The organism is Pacificibacter marinus, assembly GCF_900109555.1.
GTDB lineage: Bacteria > Pseudomonadota > Alphaproteobacteria > Rhodobacterales > Rhodobacteraceae > Celeribacter > Celeribacter marinus_C.
The window spans coordinates 109,497-132,252 of sequence record NZ_FNZV01000010.1; the positions used below are offsets into that span (position 1 = coordinate 109,497).

A 22,756-nucleotide genomic window follows, 5' to 3' on the forward strand; every position below is an offset into this window, starting at 1 on the left:
GTAAACCATAAATCACTTAATCTGAGTTCTACATCTGAAAGAAATGCGGTGGGCAATGAACTTAACACTCCAGTCTATTTTTCGGCCAACTATTTTGCTGGCTCTCGCCCTGATGGCCGTCATCGTGATGATGATTTTACCTGTTCCAGCATGGGTTCTGGATGTTGGTTTGGCGGCCAGTTTTGCCCTCGCCATTTTGATATTTACTGTGACGCTGTTTATTGAGCGCCCTCTAGATTTTTCAGTATTTCCTACGGTGCTTCTTGCCAGTTTGATGCTCAGGTTGTCGTTAAATGTATCATCAACAAAGCTCATTATTGGACAGGGTCACAAAGGCACAAGTGCCGCCGGCAATGTTATTGAAGGATTTGCTAGTTTTGTGATGGGGGGATCTGTTCTGCTGGGGCTTGTCGTTTTCATCGTCCTGCTCATCGTTAATTTTATGGTGATCACCAAAGGTGCGGGCCGTATGGCTGAAGTTGGCGCACGGTTTGCGTTAGATGGCATGCCCGGGAAACAGCTTGCCATCGATGCGGATATGTCCGCTGGCGCGATATCCCATGAAGAAGCCAAGGAGCGCCGCGAACGAGAGTTGGCCGAAACAACTTTTTTTGGTTCTCTTGATGGCGCATCAAAGTTTGTAAAAGGTGATGCTGTCGCTGGCCTTTTGATCACATTGATGAATATCGTTATGGGGCTGGTTATTGGTATCGCCGTACATGGAATGCCTGCATCACAAGCCTTTGAAACTTATGCAATTCTTACAATTGGAGATGGTCTTGTTAGTCAAATTCCATCTGTCATTATTTCTATCGCCGCAGCACTCCTCTTGGCAAAAGGTGGTGCAAGTGGATCTGTCGATTTGGCTTTATTCAAACAGCTGGGTCGCTATCCTCCAGCATTAATCACAGTGGCAGTTTTGATGGGGCTGTTCGCATTAGTTCCTGGCTTGCCGTTTTTGCCTTTCATCTTAGGCGCGGGGGCATTGGGGGCTGCTGGTTGGTTTGTGTCTAACAAAGATCGTGAAAATGCAAAGATAGCACAGAATCCGCCCGAACGAGCTGCAGAAGACATAAAAGAGTCTCTTGGAGATATCTTGGATCTTGATGACATCCATGTTGAATTCGCACCAGATTTGGTTGCCATGGTCCTTGATCCGCAAACGGGTCTTGATGCTCGGATCACAAATATGCGCAATCATGTTGCTACCGTCTTTGGCCTCATTTTGCCTGAGATAAGGCTCACGGATGATCCCAGTCTCCCGTCAGGAAGTTACGTCGTGCGCATTCAAGGTGTAGAGCAGGCACGTGATCAATTACGCCCAGATTTGGCCTTGGCGCTGCTTTCAGGGGATACAACCGGATTCCCGGCTGGCGAAGATGTCAAAGAACCTGTTTATGGCGCGCCTGCGCGCTGGGTTTCGGATGATCAAAAAGAGGAAATGGCCCTTTTAGGGTGTACCGTTGTTTCTCCAACAGAGGTGCTTGCGACACATCTGCTTGAAGTCATTAAGCGCAATTTTCAACGGTTACTCACAATGCGGACTTTGCGTCGTCTTCTTGATGAAATGACAAATTTAACTGACAAAGCACGGGCAGAATCTAATCAACGTTTACTCGATGATTTGGTGCCTGACAAAGTCCCTATGGATATGCTTCTGTCTATACTCCGACTTTTACTTGAAGAGCGTGTTTCCATTCGCAATCTATCTTTGATTTTGGAAGCGATTTCAGAAGCAAGAGGGGCGCATGCCACTCCCGAATCTATTTGTGAGCACGTTCGCCATAGGCTTGGGTTTCAATTGATTTCCGAAATAAAACGACCAGATGGCACGCTGCCTTTGTTGCAATTGGCCCCAGAGTGGGAAGCGAAATTTGCAGCGCATCAAATTGATGGAGACAGAGGTCAGTCAGATGTTGCGCTGCCTCCGACGGATTTCAATAGATTGGCAAAATCTATGGCTGACAAAATTGCGAAAGCAGGGGAAACTGGCGTCTACCCCGCTATCGTAACATCAACGCGGCGGCGCAAGTTCTTAAAGACGGTTCTTGCGGCCCAAGGTATTCAAAATCCAGTGTTTTCTTTTGAAGAGATTGGCACAGAGGCACGTCCTGCTCTGGTTGGTCTGGTGCCGGCATGATGGATTTGCTGCCTGCAACCCTTGGATTAACGCAAGATATGTTGATGATTGGGTTCTTGGTTTTTTTGCGTGTTGGCGCGATGATGGCAGTCCTGCCAGCATTTGGCGAACGTAGTATTCCCCAACGCGTTCGCTTGGCTCTCGCGCTTTGTTTTGCCATCGTGGTAACGCCCGCTGTTGCGGAAGACCTTATGCCCTATGCGGTGGAGCAGGGCATTATGAGCAGAGCTTTGGCGACTGAGGTTTTGGCAGGACTAGCTGTTGGAATGGTGCTTCGTATTTTCGTGATCATTTTGGAAATGGCAGGGGCTATAATCGCCATGTCAACGTCACTTTCCCAGATGTTTGGCGGTGGTGCTGTCGATGCTCAGCCTGTCGTCGGGCACTTATTGCTTGTTGGTGGTTTGGCGCTCGCGGCTATGCTTGATCTTCATGTGCGTGTCGTTGAGATTTTGATCATGTCATATAAATTCATCCCTGTTGGTACGTTTATCGGCGCCGGAGAACTTTCCGAATGGGGATTGGAGCATATAAGATCTGGGTTTTCGATGGCATTTTCATTGTCTGCACCATTTGTGATTGCATCTTTAGTTTACAATGTGGCGCTGGGAGTCATCAATCGCGCTATGCCGCAATTGATGGTTGCTATGGTCGGTGCCCCGGCGATCACCCTTGGCGGCATGGTGTTGATGTTTATTACGCTGCCGCTTTTGCTTCAGATTTGGCGAAAGGGATTTGACCTGTTGCTGTTTAACCCGTTTGGGGCATCGTAATGTCTGATGGTGAAAGCGACGACGACAAGCAATATGAACCGTCTCAAAAAAAATTAGATGACGCTCGCAAAAAAGGCGAAATCCCTCAATCCGTCGACCTGATTACCTCGGCGGCATACATGGGTTTTATTGGTGTCGGAGCTGTCTTTGGTGGCGCATCATTGATCCAGCTTGGTACGGTTCTGCAAGGCCTTTTGGAAAAATCCGATAGCTTGTCCGAGGAGTGGTTTTCAGGTTCAGGCACGGTACTGGCTGGTGAGACTATGCGGGGGGTATTCAGTGCGCTTCTGCCTTGGTTCATATTGCCTGCGCTGGCTGCATTGACTGCCATCATTGCCACGCAGTCATTGGTTTTTGCCCCAAGTAAAATTGAGCCAAAGCTCAATAAAATATCGCCCATTTCAAATGCTAAAAATAAATACGGCCGAAAAGGGATGTTTGAGTTCGCAAAGAGCTTTTTTAAACTGAGCACTTATTCAATTGTTTTGGGTGTTTATCTTGTCAAAAAAATACCCGTTATCTTGGCGACAATGTCATTGAGCCCTGGAATGGTCACCGTGATGTTGCTGGAATTGTGCTTGGGATTCATGCTCATCGTCCTTGTCATTTCAATGGCTATTGGCGGGGTCGATTATTTATTTCAACATAACGAACATCAACGTAAGCACCGTATGTCTCGCAAGGAAATGACCGACGAGTCTAAAGATCAAGAAGGCGACCCTCATATGAAGCAAAAGAGGCGTCAAAAAGGTCAAGAAATTGCACTTAAACAGATGCTTGGAGATGTGCCATCGGCTGATGTTATTGTCGTTAATCCAACCCATTATGCCGTTGCACTAAAGTGGGATAGAATGCGGGGCGGTGCGCCAGTCTGTGTTGCAAAAGGTGTCGATGAGGTTGCCGCCAAAATCCGTGAAATTGCCAATGAAAATTCTGTGCCCATTCACAGGGACCCGCCAACAGCACGTGCGCTTTACGCAACAGTTGAGATCGGACAAGAAATTTTACCTGAGCATTATAGGGCCGTCGCGGCGTCGGTGCGGTTTGCAGAATCTATGCGGATTAAAATGAAAGCAAGGTTTGGTAAGAGATCATGACGGAAGCCTCAATTAAAATTCGACAGTTACAGGTATTGGCGGAATTGAAGTTAAACACCGAACTCGTGCGCTTGTCAGAAATTTCCCATGAAGAAAGTGTGCCTTTGGCAAGGTTGAAGGCCATCGCTCAAGAGGAAACGCACCATAAAGACAATGGTGGTTTTGAAATTTCGCAAGCAGCCCTTTCTGGTATGGATGTGAAGTGGCAGATTTGGGCTGGGCGTGAAAAACGATCGATAATGAGCGATCTGGCCAGAATTGCACAAAAGAGGGAAGATCAACTTGTTATTGCAAAGCATGCTTTTGGCCGCACGGAGGTTCTTAAAACACTTGAAAGCGACGCCAAAAGCAAACGGTAAGTCTACGACCCAACATAGTATAGGCTTCAGTCAACTATAAGATTCACCTCACGGACGGCCTGCATCCCTAAATGGTTGGACCGCAATAACTTGCTATTTTTATTTAACATCTTGTCGAACGATATCGATTACCAACACATCATTGATCTGATTTCCAATCGTTTTCTGGGCGATTTCAGTCAGGGCCGTGCGCAGGGTGTTCATCGTGCCGCTGTCTGTAAAGGCACCTTTGAAGCCTCCTGTATTTGCATGATCGAATAGGACCTGTAAAAAAGCATCTCGCAGTTTAGGCTCCCGGGCATAAATTGCTTCACGGGCCCCAGTTTTTGCTTCCAAACTGAGCGACAAAACAACCATCGCAGCAACGCGACCATCGTCCAAATCGGGTACCACAAATTGATTGTTCAACTTCACGTATTCAAATTCAGATGATGCGTCGTCGTCGCCCTCTTCTAATACCTCTGCCTCATGAGTGTCGTGCGCTGGTACATCGCCGCATGGGTCGATTACCACGATCTCTTGGTCTGGCCTAAGTACGATACCGCCACCTATTCCTGCTCCGAGGCCGATGAGTGCGAGTAAAATGGGTAATATTTTTTTGAGCATATAAGCCTCTGTTAAAACGGAAGAACAATATCAGCGATTTGTTGACCATATCGAGGTTGTTGCATTTGGGTGATTTGCCCTCGACCACCATAAGAGATGCGCGCACTTGCGATTTTTTCATAGGTGATCTCGTTTTGCCGAGAGATGTCTTCAGGACGTACATACCCCTCAACCAACAACTCTCGAATCTCGAAATTAACGCGTACCTCTTGGGACCCTTGGATGTGTAAAACGCCGTTGGGAAGCACGTCTACTATGGTCGCGGCAATCATCAGTTCTAACTTTTCATTCCGCGTTACAGAGCCATTGCCAGACGAGCTAGATGTCCCGCTTGCACTGACCAGTTCAGAGAGTGATGCGCCTTCTGGTAATATTGCATCGATGCGCTGTGGAATACCGAGAAGGGATGGAATGCCCGCAGTTTCTGTTCCGGACCTGCCGCGGGAAGATTTGTTAGAAAACTCTGCGCTATCATCGATTTCGATGACCACGGTCATGATGTCACCACGTTCAATAGCTCGCCGGTCTCCTAAAAGGGATTTGCGTGATGCGGTCCATAGGGATGCCCCATCGATAGGGCTGGTTTTTGCAATCACTTCAGGCAGAGATGGATTGAGCATGGCTGATGTTTCTGCCGAGTTGCTGACTGGTGTAAAGTCAGGCGTGCGTCCAACTTGATCGAGACTGCTGCAACCACTGGCCAAAATAGCCATGGGAAGAAGAGAGAAAAACCGCATAATACTATCCCTAATTATGATCTTGGAAGTTCGCCGACATAAACTGCTCCGTTGGAGCCAACGATGCCGGAAACTGTTGATTTTGATGTAAGGTTCATGACGCGCAACAAATCGCCAGGTCCGGCACGACCGAGGGCGCGTGCATCGGCTGATATAGATAGCGTGCCTATGGCATAAATGAGTTTGACGATTTGGTTGCGCTCTATGATGGCTGCGGGCCCGATGTCGCCCGCCATGATGGGACGGCCAGAATATAAGACAACTCTTGTCTCCAGCCCGATGGCTTCGTCTGTCGAAATCAGCCCCCCCGGAACATCGCCTTGGATGAGGGTCATGTCGCTTGAGGTTAAAATCGTTTGTGCGCGGATCGTACGTGCAGCAACGATTGTTTCGGCTGAAACATGATATGGGGACATCAACATGGCCAGAGTTATGCAGATGAAATGTTTCATCGGATTTGTGTTGTCGCTGACAGCATTTGGTCGGCTGCGGTGATCACTTTGGCGTTCAGTTCATAGCCACGTTGAGCCTCAATCAGCTCAGTGACTTCGCGCACGGCATCCACGGTGCTGTCTTCGAGGTACCCTTGGCGTAACGTGCCTGTGCCATCGATCCCAGGTTCGTTGACGATTGCGGGACCTGAAGCGACAGATTCTAAGAATAGATTTGATCCAATGGCTTCAAGGCCTTTGGCATTGGTAAAGTTTGCCAATGAAAATTGACCAAGTAACTGAGGTTGAACTTGATCGTTGAAGTAAGCGTAGACTTCGCCTTGGGCATTGATTGAAATTGATTTTGCATCATCCGGAATGACAATGTCCGGTACGACGCCGTGTCCATCGGACGTCACTATCAAGCCGTCAGCAGATCTCTTGAGGGCACCATCGCGTGTATACGCAGAATCGCCCGAGGGCAGTGTGACTTCCAGATACCCTTTACCTTCGATAGCGAGATCTAAGTCGCCGCCAGTCGCAGATAATGCGCCCTGTGCCAGTTGAATCGTAACCGAAGAAGGTCGCACGCCGAGGCCAAGTTGCACGCCAGTTGGAAGAACTGTGCCATCAGATGAATTGATGGTCCCCGGCCGTGTCATTTGTTGGTAGTGAAGGTCGGCGAATTCGGCACGGCGCGCGTTGTAGCCTGTAGTGTTCATATTCGCGAGGTTTTGCGAAATGGTTTCCACACGCATTTGTTGGGCGCTCATGCCAGTCGCTGCAATTTTTAAGGCACGCATCTTATGTACTCCTTATCGACCAAGGGTTGAGAGAACCGAGCGAATACGCTCGTCCTCTTTTTCAATGAATGTTTGGCTCAACTCATAGGCATGCTGCACATCAATCATGCGTGTTATTTCGGTTACGGCATTGACGTTTGAGCTTTCGACATATCCTTGCAAAATTACAGCGCCCTCAATGGGCTCAATCCCGCTATCCGTGGTAAAGCGTACGCCGTTGGTACGGTCTAAACTGATTGGGTCTGTTGGCGTATAAAGTCCGATTTGCGCGATGGGTTGGCCATCAGAAGACAGAGTGCCATCGGCTGCTGCGGAAATGTTTTGTGCATCTGGCGGAATGAAAATTGCCGCGCCACCATTGTCGAGCAAACGATACCCATCGTGTGTTGTGAGTTCACCTGCCTCATTTGGTGTAAAGGCACCGGCGCGCGTGAGTGCTTCGCCGTCTGGGGTTTCGATGAGAAAAAAACCATCCCCTTCGATCGCAAAGTCAAACGCGCCGCCGGTTGGCGTGAGTGGGCCTTGGCTTTCATTGGTGTGGCGCACATTGCCCTGTGCCATTGAAAGAGATTCCTCCCCGGGTTCTAGGCGGGAAATATGTTCGGAAAAAATCAGGCCTTCTTTGCGAAATCCTGTTGTTGAACTATTTGCGATATTATTTGCGATTGCAGTCATTTCTCGACTGAGACCTGCCAGCCGCGTGATGGCTGTATAACCTATGCTGTCCATCAAAGGCCTCCGATCAAGGGAATGATACGATCTACGAAAAATGCACTAAGGGTTTCGGTCATAAAGCCCATGGTCATCCAAAAGACGATCAGGATAGCACCAAGTTTTGGTACAAAGGTGAGTGTCATTTCTTGGATGCTTGTGAGAGCTTGGACCAAGCCGATGCTAACCCCCGCAAGGAGTGCGACGACAAGGATCGGGGTTGAAATCACCACAGAAATCCAAAGCGCTTGCCGCAAAGTGTCGTAAAAAATCAAATCGTCCATGACTACACTGGCATCCGCAAAATTTCTTGATAGGCCTCGACGACTTTGTCACGAACCGAGACAGCGGCCTCTACCGCGAGTTCGGTTTGTGCCAATGCTTGCACCAAAGCCTGGCTATCTGCGTTACCGGTCATGGCGGCTTGCGCAATGGATTCGCCTTGTTGCAGAGTGTCAGAAAAAGTTCCCGCAGCCTGCGCAATTTTACCTCCAGCTCCTTGGAAGCCTGCCTCTGGTTTTGGGGCCGTTGCTGGTTTTGTGGATGCGTAGCCTTGGGCTGCATATGCGGATCGGATGTCCATTCTGGTCTCCTTTATCTGCGTAGAAGTTCAAGCAGCGACGTCGACATTTGTCGCGCTTGATCAAACATTTTGAGGTTAGCTTCATAGCTTCGCTGCGCTTCGCGGGCATCAGCAATTTCGATCATGATTTCAACATTCGAGCCGTTGTAAAAACCATCTTCGCCAGCCATTGGGTGCCCTGGGTCATACACTTGCTTGGTTGGTGTTTGGTCCAACTCAACAGGGCCACTTTGTACCGCACCTGTTTTTTGGCCGTGTTCAATAACTTGTTCAAACGAAGCTGTTTTGCGCTGATATCCGGGTGTATCTGCGTTGGCGATGTTTTCTGAAACATGGCGCAAGCGATTGGCCTGTGCGGCCATGCCCGAGGATGAAAGCGAAAGGATGTTGAAAAGATCACTCATAAAATAACTCCTATCTGCGACCAATTGAGGTTCTGAGGATATTCATGGAACTTTTATAAACTGACATCGCGAGATCATGCTGATGACGCACTTCAGTGGCCTTCATCATTTCTGTCTCTAGCGCAACTGTGTTGCCATTGGGCGAACTGGGGCCTGCAGTATCCGAGAATTTGATAGGGGTTGTTTCATCTTGAGCGCCATGAAAATGGCTGGCGCGGGTGCTTTTCATAGCTGCTCCTGTTGGGGCACCTCTGTACGTCTCTTTGAAAGACGCAACATCCTGTGCACGATACTTTGGTGTATCGGCATTCGCGATATTCTTCGCGATAACTTCTTGGCGGGTGCTGGCATGTTTCGCCAAGCCACTCGCCATCTGGAAAATGTCCAATTTTTGGAACATCGGGGCTTCTCCCTCGATCTATGTCAACTAAGGCTTAACCCTGATTCCTTTAGAAAGAGTTGTCGAATGGGGAGATACATATGGTTGGTATTGGTTTTGACGTACTGAAAACAGAAATTTCGACAATAAAGCCGGTCCAGAGCGTGGGGCGCATCATTAAAGTTGCACAGGGTGTGTTGGTTGTGAGTGGCCTAAGCAAAATCGCTGCATCCGGTGATTTAGTCGAAATCGGCCAGGGTAAAGCCGCGCGGCTGGGTGAAGTGTTGCAACTTGAAAAGCAAACAATCACTATTTTACCTGATGGTGGGGCTGATGGGTTGTCTATCGGTGATCCCGTTGCGCATGTTGGTAATAATGAAATTGCACCGCATGATACGTGGATTGGCCGTGTGATTGACCCTTTTGGGAATGCTATTGACGACCGTCCAATATTCCGAGGCAGTAAATATCGTCCATTGCGGGGCACGTCAGTGAGTCCCACAGAGCGTCGTGGTTTGGGGGAGCGTCTTGAAACAGGCTTGGCGGTCTTTAATACACTATTACCTATTGTGCGCGGGCAACGGGTTGGGCTTTTTGCTGGTTCTGGCGTTGGGAAATCGACGCTTTTAGCCAAGCTGGCCACAGGTCTTCGGGCAGATATCGTTGTGATTGCTATGATTGGCGAGCGTAGCCGTGAAGTGCGCGAATTTGTAGAACGGGTTTTAGGGCCTGAGGGAATGAAGCGCGCTGTGATTGTGGCCGCGACATCAGATCAATCTCCCTTGGTACGTCGAAGGTGCGCTTGGACAGCTATGGCTGTTGCAGAACATTTTCGTGACAAGGGGCACCAAGTTTTGTTTCTTGCGGATTCTATAACAAGATTTGCGGAAGCGCACCGTGAAGTTGCTTTGGCCATGGGCGAAACTGGAAGCTTAAGGGGATATCCTCCGTCGACGGGACATCTTATCACGTCTCTTTGTGAAAGAGCTGGGCCTGGGGTTGGCGAATCTGGTGATATAACGGCGGTCTTCTCGGTACTCGTCGCGGGATCAGATATGGAGGAACCCATCGCTGATATTTTACGCGGCGTTCTTGATGGGCATGTGGTTCTTGATCGAAAGATCGCGGAGCGCGGTCGTTTTCCATCAATTGATTTGTTAAGGTCAGTGTCCCGCGCGTTGCCAGTAGCAGCCAGTCCGTCTGAAAACGAAGTGCTTGCTAAGGCCCGTAAATTGATGGGGACTTTTGATCGATCAGAAATGATGATTCAGGCTGGACTTTATTCTCAGGGCTCCGATGCCAATATTGATGCAGCAATTGAATGTTGGCCAAAGCTTGATGCCTTTCTGGCGGAAGCGGAGTTGCATTCAATTGATGCAAGTTTTGAACGGCTGAGAATTTGTGTAGAAATAGGCGAAACTTAAGGGAGTAACTCTAACTCAAAATGGCCCAATTTGCAGAGGGTAGAGCAAATGGGGGGCGCTAAAAATGGATCGATTGGTGTAAGCGTTACTTCGCCCCCACATTCCGCATGCTCGGTTGATATGCGTTCGGTCACTTCTTAGATTTGAAGGGAGTTCCTCTATGGAAGCTTTGAGCGAGTTTCTCGTAAGGATACCACGCAGTACAGATGGCAAGCGTCGTTGGCCTCTGGAACTGAAGGCTCGAATCGTTGCGGAAACGCTGATTGAGGGCGCTACAGTGAGTGGGGTGGCCAAGCGATATGGTTTGAGGCCCAGCAGCGCTTCGGATTGGCGGCGCATGGCGCGGACGGGCAAGCTTGTTTTGCCCAACTTGGATGGCATGGAGTTTGTGCCAGTGCAGATTGAAAAACCTGAGGCGTAGAAAGCGGCTTGCCCATCGTCCGCCTCATCGGTAATTCTTGATGTGATGAAGGGTGATGTGACGGTCAGGTTTGATGCAAACACACCCGCAGTACGCATTGCTGAGATCGTGGCTGCGCTGTGATCCATCCGTCGAATGGGGTGCAAATTTTTGTGGCGACGAGATGTTCTATGAAACCATAAATGCCAATGAAATGCAGCCTAATATTTGAACCAAACACTCTCTAGTAAACTCGGGGCGGTTCAGAAGTTAGGACGATAAAAGCGTCAAAGCATTTTGAGCGGCGGAATTTCCTACGTTGCCTTGTGTGATTTCGCTTCTTACAAGAAATAATCTCACCAATTCTTCGCGTTTGTCTGAGGTTGCGAATTGAGAGACCTCGCTATCTCCAAAATATCTTTCAGACTTTTCTCTAAACGCAGTCAATTGCTGCTCAAGATCTAAGCTGCCAATAGAGGTTGGTAGACCGAGCGCGGTTTCGAATACTGTACGTACTGCTGTGTTTCCCATTACGCCATACCACGCTCCGTTTGAAGAGGTGCCTTTATTCGCGATTGTCGCCAATTCTCGATCTAAATTCAGTGCAAGCCTCATGCTATCATCTTGTTCACCGATTGCGATTTCGAATTGAGTATCTTGATACTTAGCAATAATTTTGTCAGGGAATTCGCTCAGAGTTGTGTTTGGGCTGCCGAAATCTCCAAAACCAAAGGCTTTGGAGAACTCTAAATAACTTTTGTCTGACAATTTGTTGGCAAGAGCATCATCATCAACCGTACCGTCCGTTAGTACTTTTTGAATGAAATAAGTGTTGCCGATGTCTTCATTGAGCCCGAATGCCCCAAGAGCGATGGATAGGAGGCGCCGATCCGACATAAGGTCTTCCGCCGTCTCAATGGATCCAATATTTTCTTTGAAATAGTCTGTATCGCGTCTTATATTCGACGATTCATTAAAGGCCTCTTTCTGAGACTCCATGGTTCTGTTGAGGAATGCCCAGCCAGAATAGCCAGTTAAAGGAACGACGGGTTGGAAGGTCACTGCGGTCTCGAGGCGGAAAATAGTCTTTCTTCACGTGGAAGCAAACTTCTTAACGCCTTTAGTGCTTGATAAAACTGATCTTCGCGCACAGCATCTGTGGCGTCGTTTAAAAACCCCCTACTATCGTTGTCAGTTAAAACTTGGCTAAGCTGTTCGATGCCACGTATAAGTTGTAGGCGAGCGTCGTCTGGTTCTGCATCCCCAGACAACACGAGTTGAGCAATGTAGCAGATGCGGCGTACAGGCGTGTTGACATCCTCGGGATGGATAGCATCCCGTAACCGTAGAATATTTGCATTTGGCGTTACAACCGATAACCGAGAGCGACGGTCACCATTTTCAATAACTGCGCCATTTATTAAGACCCGTTCTTTGGGGCCAAGTTTTAAGACAAGTCCACTCACTAATGGCCTCCTTCGCGGCGAAGGCCACGCATGATTGATGTGTTTATATCTATTAGAGATACCTCGTCGGCCTTACCTTTTAAGATGGCTGAGGTATGTTTTTGCGTAAATTCGGCTAAGTAAAAAATCTGAGCACGAAGTTCTTTAGGCAATTGGTTGTCGGGTGATGCAACATCGCCTGCAAGCAAAGTCCAAAGCCTACGATTTTCGTTTAGGGCTTTGACAAATTCCGGAAAAGAGGTTTTTTTCTTAGCTGCTGTCGCACGTAGTTGATGTGTTATTTTTGCAAAAGCGCTGTATTCTATGCCTCGATCGGTACGGATTGGAGCAGCAGGAGAGGTGTAGGCCGTTCGGGCCATATCGAAAGCGTTCACGTCGGATCCTTCCGGTGACAATGTAATCTAAGATGCGGTTTTTTGCCGCGGAGTTTTCCAAGCGACCCAAGGTCGCTTGGAAAGTTGCTCTTAACGGAATAGCGACAGGATTGATTGTGGAGCTTGATTGGCCATCGACAGAGATTGCACACCGAGCTGTTGCTGTACCTGAAGGGCTTGCAAACGGGCAGAGGTTTCTTCCATGTCTGCATCGACCATAGAGCCAATACCGGATTTTAAAGAGTCCGTCAGAGTGGAAACAAAATCAGATTGCGATTCGACGCGACCTTGAGCAGAACCGAAGGCCGCTGCAGCGTCGATAGACTGCTTGATCAAGCCGTCGATTGCTGAGAGCGCACCGGTGGCCCCCGCGTCACTGGTTACATCAATTGTCGACAACGCACCGAGACCGCCCGATGCCGCAGAGGATCCTGCTGTACCGCCAGTTTGAATGCGCTGACCTACGTCGATTGCTGTCCCTGAATCGTTGGAAATGGTAATCTCATTTCCGTTGGTGCCACCTAAGGCGACCGTATAGTCACCAGTGTCAGTGGCCGCCTCAAAAAAACTGCTGATTTGGTTTTTCAAGTTGGTTGCAACGTCTTGAGCACTGTCATCTGCGCCTGCAACGTATTCAAAAGTGCGATCCCCCGTAGCAGAGCCGCCACCGACGACGTTGATATTGAGGTCGCTAAGTTGAAGCTGGTAGCTGACGCCAGCGGCAACCGAGCCAACGGTAATAGTTTCATCTGCGCCGTCCGCGACCGAAGTCATGTTTGTGCCTGTAGCATAGGCAGCATCGTCAGCGATCGTTGCGGTGGTCCCAGACATATATCCAGCGGCGGCTGTTGCGTCTGCGGCGTCGGTCGTACCGAAGCTTTGTGCGCTTGCTGATGTTGTGACCGATAGGCTTTGGCGTTCAACAGAAATATGTGATGCTGAGACGGAGCCATCAGAGGATCGATCAAGCGATGACAAAACTTTCATATCGTCAGCTGAGGTGCCGTCGATCAGGTTGAGACCATTGAACTGAGCTGCGCCGACGACTGAGTTAATCTGATCCGTCAAGGCCGAGATATCTGTTTGGATTTTAGTCCGGTCCACGTTTTCTTCCTGAGCCGCAACAATTTTGCCCTTAATGTCAGTCAGAAGATCGGTAATCGTCTCAGAGGCGCTTGCGGCAACAGCAAGAGTGGATTCCCCCAGTGACAGGCTGTCGGAGATGCCTTTGAAGCCTTTAACGTCCGATTCCATTACTTTTGAGATGGCCCAAATCGATGCATTATCTTTTGCAGATGACACCGATTTACCTGTGGAAATCACGTTTTGTGTGTCGCCGAGCTGGGTGTTGATTGATTTAAGGGTTTGAAGCGCAACCATTGCGCCATTATTTGTCAGAATGCTGGACATAATTTATGTTCCTTTGGTCTATATAGGCGCGTTTTACGCCACATGATTTACGTGAGCCGTCCTCGCGGACGATTTCAGGTGTGTCATTCTGACTATCTACGGACTGACTGTTTCCAGTTTGCCGTGCCACCCCTCGGAGTGCGCTCTGAACATAGCTGCCTAAAGGTTGAAAGTTCCCTAAGGCATAATGGTTTTTGTGTGTGATTTGAGGCAAAATTTGGGCATAACTCTATATTTTTTTCTTTATAGTTAATGGCTTATTGCCAATATCGGACACGATTCCATTTGGTCCGTACGTTTGCAGTATCGGCTTGGGGGCACGTAATATAGAGAGTCGTTTGCGCGCTGATTGCAGGCCACGAGCAGAGGCAAGTAAAAGCGTTCTATTACGTTCCGTCAATTTTTTGAGGACTTCAAGCTCATGAGGTGTGGCAGAAGATCGAGCGACAGATTGCATAAGTATTAATTTGGATGCACTGATTTGAGGCAAGGTGGAAAATGCGGCTTCGATGATTGCATCATGCTCCTTTTCCAAGAGTTGAGTGAGCGCTTTGGTCGGTTTTAGCGTACTAAATAGCCCCATCAGTGCGCTCCTTTAAGGCTTCAAACAACTGTTCCGCGAGCCCGATGCCTCCAGCTTTAACCATTTTTTCCGCGTGCGCCTGGATTAAGAAAGATGCGAATTGATCTTCGCCTTCTCCGCCACCAAAGGCATCTGGATTTTTTCCAAATCCGGCAGATTTAAGCATTTCAGCTAAAAACGTAGCTTCTAGTTTTTCAGAGACATCTCGTAGTTTGTCGTCTCGTGTTGGAGGCCTTACGAGAGCTTCATTCACGCCATATGATTCTGTGGTGAGTTGCATCGCCGTATCATCCCAGTCCGAATAATTTTTTTTAGAATAATCGCAAACTGGTAAAGAACCGGTAACTCTATCCAGACATAATGGGGCATCGGTGAAAGAATTTCCGGATACAAGACATGCAGATTTTAAATTTACAACAGTCATCAGGTGCGGTTTCAGGCGCACAGATAGAGGAACCTACACAGGTGCCTAACGGGACGAGTGAGTCGTTTTCTGTGTCGCGAAACTTTCAAACTTACGTTGATTCTACTCAGCGTACTGAAGGCGGAGCAAATTTAAGCGCCACCCTTTTCGAGGGCCAGACCGATTATGGACTAGGGGAGATTTTGACTGAGGCAATAGTTTCGAACACGCATATTGTTGACGAAGCGCCTCAACTCCACCCTGACGTTTCGCCTGATATTAGCTCTAGCCCACTCGATGTTCTGGAAAAGGTGGTTTTAGGCACTGATTTGGTGTCAGCCCAGTTTTCTACTTCAAAAGGGGAAACTAAAACCACGAACGCAAAGCGCCCAGAGGCACCGTATAAAGAGACCGTAGGCGTAAAGGATGGAACCCAGTCAGAAAGTGTCGAAAGTGGTGACCTGTCTACAGGTTCCATAGTGCCATTGGTGGTGGCACATCCGATGATCATAGCGCCACCTTTGGTGACATTGAGTAAAGTCGTTACGGATATCGCTAGCAAACAGAATCAGTTGCCTGATAATATGATCGCTCCATCGATAGACTTTGGGATAAAATCAAATGTCGATATCTCGAGTGAACTGAATCTACCAGCATCTAGCCTACCTGTTGCTTTTGGTGCTGACGGTGTGGCACTTGCCGAAAATCAGGCTACGCTTGGGAAGCCTGACATTGTAATCGCTCCAACGCCTGATGCTAAAAACTTAGATGTGGTTCGCCTTGTAGGCGCAGGGCTGGTTGAAAACACTAACACGCGCGCGCAATCTCAGGGTTATGCAGCGTCGGCGCTGGGCGTGCAGCGGGGCCATCTTGCTCTCCCTGTTAGTGAATCTGTGAAGGGCACTACTCAACAGATCGTCTCTGAAGCTATGGTGCTGAGTGCGATGGTTATTCCTGCCGGTCGCTATAGTGATAATGGCCTAACTGAGTCGCGTATCGATGCCTCTCAAAATATTTCATTGCCTGGCCAGACGTCTATGGCACCAAAAACTATGTCTATTCAGGCTTCACGCAATGAGCAACAATCACTGTCGCAAAGTAATGTAGAAGACCAATTAGTGGTTTCTAAAGACACACAGGTGGATAGTCCTGTGGCGCCTGTAACCACAACGCCACATAGCGGAACCAGTGTTGATACCAACTCCACGCCAACCATTTCAGAGCGAAGTATGGCCCCCTATTCGGGTGTATTCGAGGGCAATGTGCAGCCGTTCGAGGTTGATAGCAGCATGAAAACCCAAAGCTTGGAAACCGTGCCTTTGTATGGTGGGGGTGCGGGAATATCTACACAATTGGATCAAATTTCCCAGTCTGACCAGTTGACTCAAAGCACGCGAGTTGAGCTACCAGCGCGATTGGCCGCTCAAATTGCAGATGTAGCAAGACAACTTCCAGATGGACCGATTGAAATCAGTCTTTCTCCCGAGGAACTGGGCAAGGTGAGATTAACGTTTCAGATCTCTGAAGCAGGGGTGATGAACGTTGTGGTTGCTGCAGAACGTCCTGACACATTGGAGTTCATGCGGCGTAATCTTGACAGTCTTTTAGCAGAATTCTCTGATCTTGGATATGAAGGCGCCAGCTTTCAATTTCAGCAAGATAGTCAGAACGCATCTCAAGACAACACGGACCGATCTGAAAAATTTGGTTCAGGAGAATCTGAAAATGGCGCCGAGATCACAAAAGCTGCCGAAAAAGTGGCGCAGCCCTCTCACCTTGCTCGGCTTAACTTGGATGGACCAACTGGTCTTGACCTCAAAATGTAAGGAATATTGATATGACTGCCGTTTACAGTGCCACCCAAGGGACGACCACAAATACAACCTCAGCTGCCGCTTCCACAAGCGCTGCACAGAACGTTGCTTCAAATACTGAACTGAGTTCTGATTTTGAAACTTTTTTAAAAATGCTGACGGTTCAAATGCAAAATCAAGATCCCCTGAATCCTATCGAATCCTCTGACTACGCTGTTCAATTGGCCACTTTTTCAAGTGTAGAGCAGCAAGTTCAAACCAATGACTTGCTGCAATCTTTGGGGGCTCAGATGGGGGTTATTGGTATGGCACAAATTGCGGGTTGGGTTGGAATGGAGGCGCGCTCTGATGCGTCTGTTCAATTTGATGGTGCGCCAATTACGCTGGCGCCAGAGCCCGCGTCGACTGCGGACCAGGCCTTTTTGATTGTGCGCAATGCTACAGGAACTGTGGTGCAGACATCCGAAGTTCCAACGACATCGGACTATGTGGAATGGGCCGGAGTTGATGATAATGGTGAGCCTTTTCCATCAGGTACTTATACGTTTGAACTAGAAAATTTTGCGCATGATGAATATTTATCCACGATGGGGGTTGAGGCATATGGCCATATTATTGAGGCCCGAGCGGAGGGTACCAATACAGTTCTCGTGATGAAAGGGGGCGCTGAAGTTGACGCACAGGATATTTCGGCGCTACGAGAACCGGCCTAGATTCGGCCAATCTATTGCATCTCATTACTGCAGGTCTGTAAGGTTACTAAGACAACGTGGGGGCAATGGGATGTACTGTGCTTGGAACGACTGAAAAGCTTAAAGGACTGGCTCAAGCCGCAAATGCGGCGCATCTTAGCGCATCTACTCATTGGGAAAAACTTTCAGGTGGCAGAACCAATCATGTCTATTTAGGTCATTTCCCGAATATGAAGATGGTGTTTAAGTTTTTTGATAAAAACCGATCTAACCCTTTATTTTCTAATGACATTGATGATGAAAAAAATGTATTGATTGCTCTTTCTGGCACAGGCTTGTCGCCGCCGTTCCGCGGTCGTTTTGAAACGGATGATGGTCCTTGCTTGGTCTATGATTTTATCGCGGGGGAAATCTCGTCAAAGGCAACAAGTCAAATGATCGCCGGGTTGGCACACCTGCATACGCACACCCCTACCGATGGCCTTCGACAGGTGTCCGGTGCCCCCGAGGCTATTTTTACGCAGGGTTTGGCATTTCTTGAGGGGGATAGATCACAGCGTGCAAAATATCTGCGTGCCCATGTCCCCAACGTACCTAATCTTGCGTCGGTGTATGGGTGTTTTTTACATGGCGATCCTACGCCAGCAAATACGATCAACACAGACATCGGCGTGACCTTTGTCGATTGGCAATGTCCTGCCGTTGGTGATCCTGTGCATGACTTATCAATCGCGTTGTCAGGTGCGATGCATTTTATTTACGGGGCAACAGCTTTGGACACCCATGAAATTGATGCCTTGCTGGCCGCCTATGGTGATGAGAAAATTACGGACCGCTTTAAGGCGCTCGCACCATTATATCGCTGGCGTATGGCATGTTATTGCCAATGGAAAGCGCGGCGAGGCGAGGCAGACTATGCTACTGCTGGTGCGATTGAGTTCAGCTAAGTATCAGTGCCACAGCGGCACCAAGTCCAGCAGCAAGCCCTCCGCCAATTACTAGCAATGCGGATTGTCTTAGGGATATGCGCGACGGTTGTGGCTCAGATGACCGAGTTTGCGCCATGAGAATCGTTTCTGCAATTTGTGGCAGCTTTGGCCCAAATCGCGAAAGCACAATCGCAGTGCGGCCAAGGTCGCGCATCAAAGCTTTGGGGCCGATGTTTTCTTTGATGTAACTTTCCACCACTGGCTGCGATACTTCCCAGATGTTGATTTTTGGGTCAAGAGACCGCGCGACACCTTCGACGACAACCATTGTACGTTGGAGCAAGATCAGTTCCGTGCGCGTGGCCATGCCAAAACGTTCGGTGACCTCAAGCAAATAGGCCATTACGCGGCCCATGGAAATTTGGGTGGCGTCCATTCCAAAAATAGGTTCGCCGACAGCGCGTAACGCGCGGGCAAATTCATCGACATCTTGATCGGCAGGCACATAGCCGGCTTCAAAGTGCACTTCTGCGATGCGCTGGTAATCCTTGCGAATGAAGCCGAAAATAATCTCAGCATAGACTCGACGCGTGTAGGCATCGAGCACACCCATGATACCAAAATCAAGCGCAGCGACATCGCCGTTTGGCATGATCTTAAGGTTACCTTGGTGCATATCTGCGTGAAAAAAACCATCGCGCAAGGCATGGCTTAGAAACATTTGCAGCACGATACGTCCAAGTTTTGCACGGTCGTGTCCTGCTGCGCTGATTGCCGGAATGTTTGAGGCCGTAATGCCCTCGAGCCATTCCAGTGTCATCACACTGCGTGAGGAAAGTGCCCAATCGACCTTGGGCACATAGAACCCTTCGTCACCTTGGGTGTTTGCATAAAATTCTGCCGCAGAGGAGCTTTCGAGGCGTAAATCAAGTTCGCCTAAGACTACGCCCTCAAAGTGCGCCACCACATCTTGGGGGCGTAAGCGGCGTGAAGATGGCAAAAATCGCTGTATAAACCATGCGGCAAAATAGAACGCATCGACATCTTTCCGAAACGCACGCCCAATATTTGGGCGCAAAACTTTAACGGCAACTGCTTCGCCTGTTTCGCGTTTTACGGCCTTGTGCACTTGCGCGATAGACGCCGCAGCAACGGGTTCTGAGAATTCAGAAAAAACATCATCTAGCTTACAGCCGAGTTCTGTTTCGATTACCGAAATGGCAACATCTCGTGGAAAGGGGGGCAGTTTGTCTTGCAGAATTTGCAATTGCTGCGACAGTTCATCACCCACCACATCGGGGCGCGTCGACAGGATTTGGCCAAATTTTATATAGGCAGGCCCAAGTGCCGTGATGGCGCGGGTGATAGGGGGACGCGACTCGTCTCCTTTTATGCCCAACCATTTGAATGGCCACACCAAAGTTCGCAAAGCGATTTGCAAAGGGCGCGGGGTGTCTGTTGCATCCAAAATAATTTTAAGCGCACCTGTGCGTTCAAACGTCGCGCCTGTACGGATCAGGCGCCATATATTGTGCGGCCCGCGCATTAAATCTTCCAACCTGTGTGAAGCGCCGCGATACCTAAGCTGAGGTTGCGGTAGCTGACATTGGTGAATCCCGCCGTGCGAATCATGCCCGCAAAAGTTTCTTGATCAGGGAATTTGCGGATACTCTCTACAAGATATTGATAGCTGTCCGCATCATTGGCGATGAGTTTACCCATACGTGGAATGACGTTGAATGAATACAGATCATACGCTTTTTGCATCGCTGCATTCGGTAATTGCGAGAACTCCAAAACCATCAGACGTCCGCCAGGTTTTAAAACACGATAAGCCTCAGACAAAGCCTCGTTCACGCGGGTGACATTTCGAATGCCAAAAGAAATTGTGTAGACGTCGAATTGATTGTCTTCAAAGGGTAGGGCCATCGCATCGCCTGTCACCCAAGAAAGGTCGGATGCCATTTGTGCGGCCTCAGCGCGCTTTCGGCCCTCAACAAGCATAGATTCGGTCATATCCAGCACAATTGAAGTCGCCCCAGGCGCACGTTTCAAAAAACGAAACGAAACATCGCCTGTGCCGCCAGCCACGTCCAAAAGGCGTTGGTGTGGACGCGGTGCAAGCCAGTCCATCATAGCGTCTTTCCACACCCGGTGGATGCCCATCGACATCACATCGTTCATCACATCATATTTTGACGCGACATTGGTAAAGACCTCATGAACCATGCCGGCCTTTTGATCTTCGGCAACATCTTTGAACCCGAAATGTGTGGTCTTATCGCTAGAGCTTTCGCTTGACTGAGTCATTTCCCTTGCACCTTTTGCAAAACTTATCCTTCTTATAGGCCTCACATCGCGCGTGACAATCGCCAGCACCAGCAAAGAGACAGCAAAATGCCCGAATTACCCGAGGTTGAGACAGTTAGGCGCGGGCTAGAACCCAGCATGACGGGCGCTGTGATCACTCAGGCAGATGTGAATCGCCCTGATTTACGTTGGCCTTTTCCTGAACTGATGGCCGAGCGGATTAGTGGTGCGCGGGTGCTACAGCTGCGCAGGCGGTCGAAATACATTTTGGCGGACCTTGATACAGGTGAGACGCTTTTAATCCATCTAGGTATGTCCGGGCGCATGACTGTATCTGGTGATCCTTTGGGGCAATTCGTGCATGAGCATCCGGCCTTGATCAAACATGATCACGTTGTCTTTCATATGGAAAATGGCGCGCGTGTTGCGTTTAATGACCCGCGTCGCTTTGGTGCGATGGATTTGCTCGACACAGGGACCGCTGAGGCGCATCCTTTGTTGGTCAAGATTGGCCCAGAACCTTTGGGAAATGACTTTCATGAGGCATACTTGGTCTCAGCATTGAAAACGAAAAACACCCCCATTAAAACAGCTTTGCTGGATCAATCGCTTATTGCGGGGCTTGGCAATATATATGTGTGCGAAGCGCTGTTTCGTGCTGGTATCCATCCTGCGACCAAGGCCAAAGACCTTAAGCCATCCGCAATCGTGCCTTTGGTGCCGATCATTCGAGATATATTGCTTGAGGCGATTGAAGCGGGGGGATCATCGCTAAAGGACTTTCGACAGGCTGGTGGCGAACTCGGTTATTTTCAGCACAGTTTTCGTGTGTATGGTCGAGAGGGTGGCGCATGTGTGACGCCAGAGTGTACATCTGTGGTTGAGCGGATAACACAATCAGGCAGATCGACATTCTTTTGTCCAAGCTGCCAAAGTTGATTTGATTAGATTTCAAGGCCTGTTAAACCTAGCACAACCAACTGATCTTTGGAGCGACCATGGCCTATAAAACTCTTATCGTCGATGTTCAAAACAGTGTGCAATTGATCCGACTCAATCGCCCTGATGCGCTCAATGCTTTGAATTCTGAACTGTTGAGGGAACTCGCAGCTGCGCTGGGTAAGGCTGATGCGGACCCGAAAGTGCGGGCCATCGTTATTACCGGTTCTGAAAAGGCGTTTGCCGCAGGGGCTGATGTCAAAGAAATGTCAAATAAATCATTTTCCGACATGGCACTTACTGACTTTTTTGGCTCTGAAACCAATGCTATAACGGCTGTGCGTAAACCAGTCATCGCAGCTGTGTCTGGCTACGCGCTGGGCGGAGGCTGCGAATTGGCGATGATGTGCGATTTTATCATTGCGGCCGACACTGCGAAATTTGGCCAACCTGAAATTAATCTTGGTATCATGGCTGGCATGGGGGGAACGCAGCGTTTAACGCGGTTTGTTGGCAAATCAAAAGCGATGGAAATGCACCTAACAGGTCGCTTTATGAATGCCGAAGAGGCCGAGCGATGCGGGCTTGTGTCGCGTATCGTGCCCGCCAAGAAGCTTGTGGATGATGCTATCGCCACAGCTGATAAAATTGCTGAAAAAAGCGCTGTGTCTGTGATGGCTGCAAAAGAGGCGGTGAATCGTGCTTACGAAACAACGCTTGCTGAAGGCCTCCTGTTTGAGCGTAGGTCGTTCCATGGATTGTTCGCCACAGATGATCAAACTGAAGGCATGACAGCCTTTCTTGAAAAACGCACACCGCAGTTCCGCGATAAATAGGGTGGTTTAGGCTTTTCTTTTGAACGATTCTCCCTTATGGGACCTCCTTACATGCGCGTGGAGCCCGCTCAGGCTATGACTTTCCTGTCCGATTTTGGGCATGGGCCTATTGCGCAATCGTAATTTATTTGAGCCCGAGAGAGGGAAAGACAC

General features: G+C 49.0%; 28 protein-coding genes. 11 read left to right on the top strand and 17 right to left on the bottom strand.

Features of this window, described 5'->3' with window-relative positions:
• Positions 1-55 precede the first annotated feature (55 nt).
• From flhA to BM025_RS13295, 4 genes are read left to right on the top strand one after another with little or no spacing between them, the layout of a single operon-like run.
• Positions 56-2,140 carry a flagellar biosynthesis protein FlhA gene (flhA, locus tag BM025_RS13280; protein ID WP_085849678.1) on the top strand — a complete coding sequence of 695 codons (2,085 nt, stop codon included), beginning with the start codon at positions 56-58 and terminating at the stop codon, positions 2,138-2,140.
• Positions 2,137-2,913: a flagellar biosynthetic protein FliR gene (locus BM025_RS13285; protein WP_085849677.1), complete on the top strand. Its 777-nt coding sequence runs from the start codon at positions 2,137-2,139 to the stop codon at positions 2,911-2,913. The genes flhA and BM025_RS13285 overlap by 4 nt, the downstream gene beginning before the upstream one ends.
• Positions 2,913-4,010: an EscU/YscU/HrcU family type III secretion system export apparatus switch protein gene (locus tag BM025_RS13290; RefSeq protein ID WP_085849676.1), complete on the top strand. Its 1,098-nt coding sequence runs from the start codon at positions 2,913-2,915 to the stop codon at positions 4,008-4,010. The genes BM025_RS13285 and BM025_RS13290 overlap by 1 nt, the downstream gene beginning before the upstream one ends.
• Complete coding sequence (locus tag BM025_RS13295) at positions 4,007-4,369, top strand: hypothetical protein (RefSeq protein WP_085849675.1); 363 nt, start codon at positions 4,007-4,009, stop codon at positions 4,367-4,369. Before BM025_RS13290 ends, BM025_RS13295 begins: the two co-directional genes overlap by 4 nt.
• A 99-nt stretch (positions 4,370-4,468) precedes the next feature.
• On the opposite strand, the gene BM025_RS13300 is transcribed toward BM025_RS13295, so the two are convergent.
• The 9 genes from BM025_RS13300 to BM025_RS13340 are packed head-to-tail and all read right to left on the bottom strand — an operon-like array spanning position 4,469 to position 9,044.
• Positions 4,469-4,975: a flagellar basal body-associated FliL family protein gene (locus BM025_RS13300; protein ID WP_085849674.1), complete on the bottom strand. Its 507-nt coding sequence runs from the start codon at positions 4,973-4,975 to the stop codon at positions 4,469-4,471.
• 11 nt (positions 4,976-4,986) lie between these two features.
• Positions 4,987-5,712 carry a flagellar basal body L-ring protein FlgH gene (flgH, locus tag BM025_RS13305; protein ID WP_085849673.1) on the bottom strand — a complete coding sequence of 242 codons (726 nt, stop codon included), beginning with the start codon at positions 5,710-5,712 and terminating at the stop codon, positions 4,987-4,989.
• 14 nt (positions 5,713-5,726) lie between these two features.
• Entirely contained in the window at positions 5,727-6,128 is a 402-nt protein-coding gene (gene flgA / locus BM025_RS13310; RefSeq protein WP_244515730.1) for a flagellar basal body P-ring formation chaperone FlgA, read from the bottom strand.
• A gap of 32 nt (positions 6,129-6,160) precedes the next feature.
• Entirely contained in the window at positions 6,161-6,946 is a 786-nt protein-coding gene (flgG, locus tag BM025_RS13315; RefSeq protein WP_085849671.1) for a flagellar basal-body rod protein FlgG, read from the bottom strand.
• A gap of 12 nt (positions 6,947-6,958) precedes the next feature.
• Positions 6,959-7,675 carry a flagellar hook-basal body complex protein gene (locus BM025_RS13320; protein ID WP_085849670.1) on the bottom strand — a complete coding sequence of 239 codons (717 nt, stop codon included), beginning with the start codon at positions 7,673-7,675 and terminating at the stop codon, positions 6,959-6,961.
• Positions 7,675-7,941 carry a flagellar biosynthetic protein FliQ gene (locus BM025_RS13325; RefSeq protein ID WP_085849669.1) on the bottom strand — a complete coding sequence of 89 codons (267 nt, stop codon included), beginning with the start codon at positions 7,939-7,941 and terminating at the stop codon, positions 7,675-7,677. The genes BM025_RS13320 and BM025_RS13325 overlap by 1 nt, the downstream gene beginning before the upstream one ends.
• A 2-nt stretch (positions 7,942-7,943) precedes the next feature.
• The gene (gene fliE, locus BM025_RS13330) at positions 7,944-8,240 is read right to left on the bottom strand and encodes a flagellar hook-basal body complex protein FliE (RefSeq protein WP_085849668.1); all 297 of its coding nucleotides are present in this window, start codon (positions 8,238-8,240) and stop codon (positions 7,944-7,946) included.
• Positions 8,241-8,251: 11 nt separating this feature from the next.
• On the bottom strand, positions 8,252-8,644 hold the full coding sequence (gene flgC, locus BM025_RS13335; protein WP_085849667.1) for a flagellar basal body rod protein FlgC: 393 nt from the start codon (positions 8,642-8,644) through the stop codon (positions 8,252-8,254).
• 10 nt (positions 8,645-8,654) lie between these two features.
• Positions 8,655-9,044: a FlgB family protein gene (locus BM025_RS13340; RefSeq protein WP_085849666.1), complete on the bottom strand. Its 390-nt coding sequence runs from the start codon at positions 9,042-9,044 to the stop codon at positions 8,655-8,657.
• 80 nt (positions 9,045-9,124) lie between these two features.
• Here BM025_RS13340 and BM025_RS13345 point away from each other — a divergent pair, with 80 nt between their 5' ends.
• Both BM025_RS13345 and BM025_RS13350 read left to right on the top strand, forming a co-directional pair.
• The gene (locus tag BM025_RS13345; RefSeq protein ID WP_085849665.1) at positions 9,125-10,447 is read left to right on the top strand and encodes a FliI/YscN family ATPase; all 1,323 of its coding nucleotides are present in this window, start codon (positions 9,125-9,127) and stop codon (positions 10,445-10,447) included.
• Positions 10,448-10,607: 160 nt separating this feature from the next.
• Entirely contained in the window at positions 10,608-10,868 is a 261-nt protein-coding gene (locus BM025_RS13350; RefSeq protein ID WP_139204579.1) for a transposase, read from the top strand.
• 249 nt (positions 10,869-11,117) lie between these two features.
• On the opposite strand, the gene BM025_RS13355 is transcribed toward BM025_RS13350, so the two are convergent.
• The 6 genes from BM025_RS13355 to BM025_RS13380 all read right to left on the bottom strand — a co-directional run bounded on the left by BM025_RS13355 (position 11,118) and on the right by BM025_RS13380 (position 14,960).
• Positions 11,118-11,909, bottom strand: coding sequence for a DUF1217 domain-containing protein (locus BM025_RS13355; protein ID WP_085849664.1), 792 nt, complete (start codon positions 11,907-11,909; stop codon positions 11,118-11,120).
• Entirely contained in the window at positions 11,906-12,313 is a 408-nt protein-coding gene (gene flbT, locus BM025_RS13360) for a flagellar biosynthesis repressor FlbT (protein WP_085849663.1), read from the bottom strand. Before flbT ends, BM025_RS13355 begins: the two co-directional genes overlap by 4 nt.
• Positions 12,313-12,687, bottom strand: coding sequence for a flagellar biosynthesis regulator FlaF (gene flaF, locus BM025_RS13365; RefSeq protein WP_244515735.1), 375 nt, complete (start codon positions 12,685-12,687; stop codon positions 12,313-12,315). Before flaF ends, flbT begins: the two co-directional genes overlap by 1 nt.
• 90 nt (positions 12,688-12,777) lie before the next feature.
• A complete protein-coding gene (locus BM025_RS13370; RefSeq protein ID WP_085849662.1) occupies positions 12,778-14,097 on the bottom strand; it encodes a flagellin in 1,320 nt (439 codons plus the stop codon).
• A gap of 229 nt (positions 14,098-14,326) precedes the next feature.
• Complete coding sequence (locus BM025_RS13375) at positions 14,327-14,680, bottom strand: hypothetical protein (RefSeq protein ID WP_085849661.1); 354 nt, start codon at positions 14,678-14,680, stop codon at positions 14,327-14,329.
• Positions 14,667-14,960 (bottom strand): rod-binding protein, encoded by a 294-nt coding sequence (locus BM025_RS13380; protein WP_085849660.1) that lies wholly within the window; start codon positions 14,958-14,960, stop codon positions 14,667-14,669. Before BM025_RS13380 ends, BM025_RS13375 begins: the two co-directional genes overlap by 14 nt.
• A gap of 116 nt (positions 14,961-15,076) precedes the next feature.
• Between BM025_RS13380 and fliK the strand changes: the two genes are divergently transcribed.
• The 3 genes from fliK (at position 15,077) to BM025_RS13395 (ending at position 18,536) form a co-directional block, all read left to right on the top strand.
• The gene (fliK, locus tag BM025_RS13385) at positions 15,077-16,909 is read left to right on the top strand and encodes a flagellar hook-length control protein FliK (protein WP_085849659.1); all 1,833 of its coding nucleotides are present in this window, start codon (positions 15,077-15,079) and stop codon (positions 16,907-16,909) included.
• Between the two features lie 11 nt (positions 16,910-16,920).
• Positions 16,921-17,610: a flagellar hook capping FlgD N-terminal domain-containing protein gene (locus tag BM025_RS13390; protein ID WP_085849658.1), complete on the top strand. Its 690-nt coding sequence runs from the start codon at positions 16,921-16,923 to the stop codon at positions 17,608-17,610.
• 77 nt (positions 17,611-17,687) lie between these two features.
• Positions 17,688-18,536 (top strand): aminoglycoside phosphotransferase family protein, encoded by an 849-nt coding sequence (locus BM025_RS13395; RefSeq protein ID WP_170842197.1) that lies wholly within the window; start codon positions 17,688-17,690, stop codon positions 18,534-18,536.
• Here BM025_RS13395 and ubiB read toward each other — a convergent pair.
• Both ubiB and ubiE read right to left on the bottom strand, forming a co-directional pair.
• Positions 18,529-20,064, bottom strand: coding sequence for a 2-polyprenylphenol 6-hydroxylase (ubiB, locus tag BM025_RS13400; RefSeq protein WP_085849656.1), 1,536 nt, complete (start codon positions 20,062-20,064; stop codon positions 18,529-18,531). The two genes, BM025_RS13395 and ubiB, sit on opposite strands and share 8 nt — an antisense overlap.
• Complete coding sequence (ubiE, locus tag BM025_RS13405) at positions 20,064-20,828, bottom strand: bifunctional demethylmenaquinone methyltransferase/2-methoxy-6-polyprenyl-1,4-benzoquinol methylase UbiE (RefSeq protein ID WP_085849655.1); 765 nt, start codon at positions 20,826-20,828, stop codon at positions 20,064-20,066. Before ubiE ends, ubiB begins: the two co-directional genes overlap by 1 nt.
• Positions 20,829-20,915: 87 nt before the next feature.
• Here ubiE and mutM point away from each other — a divergent pair, with 87 nt between their 5' ends.
• Positions 20,916-21,767 (top strand): bifunctional DNA-formamidopyrimidine glycosylase/DNA-(apurinic or apyrimidinic site) lyase, encoded by an 852-nt coding sequence (gene mutM / locus BM025_RS13410; RefSeq protein WP_085849654.1) that lies wholly within the window; start codon positions 20,916-20,918, stop codon positions 21,765-21,767.
• Positions 21,768-21,826: 59 nt separating this feature from the next.
• Entirely contained in the window at positions 21,827-22,603 is a 777-nt protein-coding gene (locus tag BM025_RS13415) for an enoyl-CoA hydratase (RefSeq protein WP_085849653.1), read from the top strand.
• Positions 22,604-22,756: the final 153 nt, after the last annotated feature.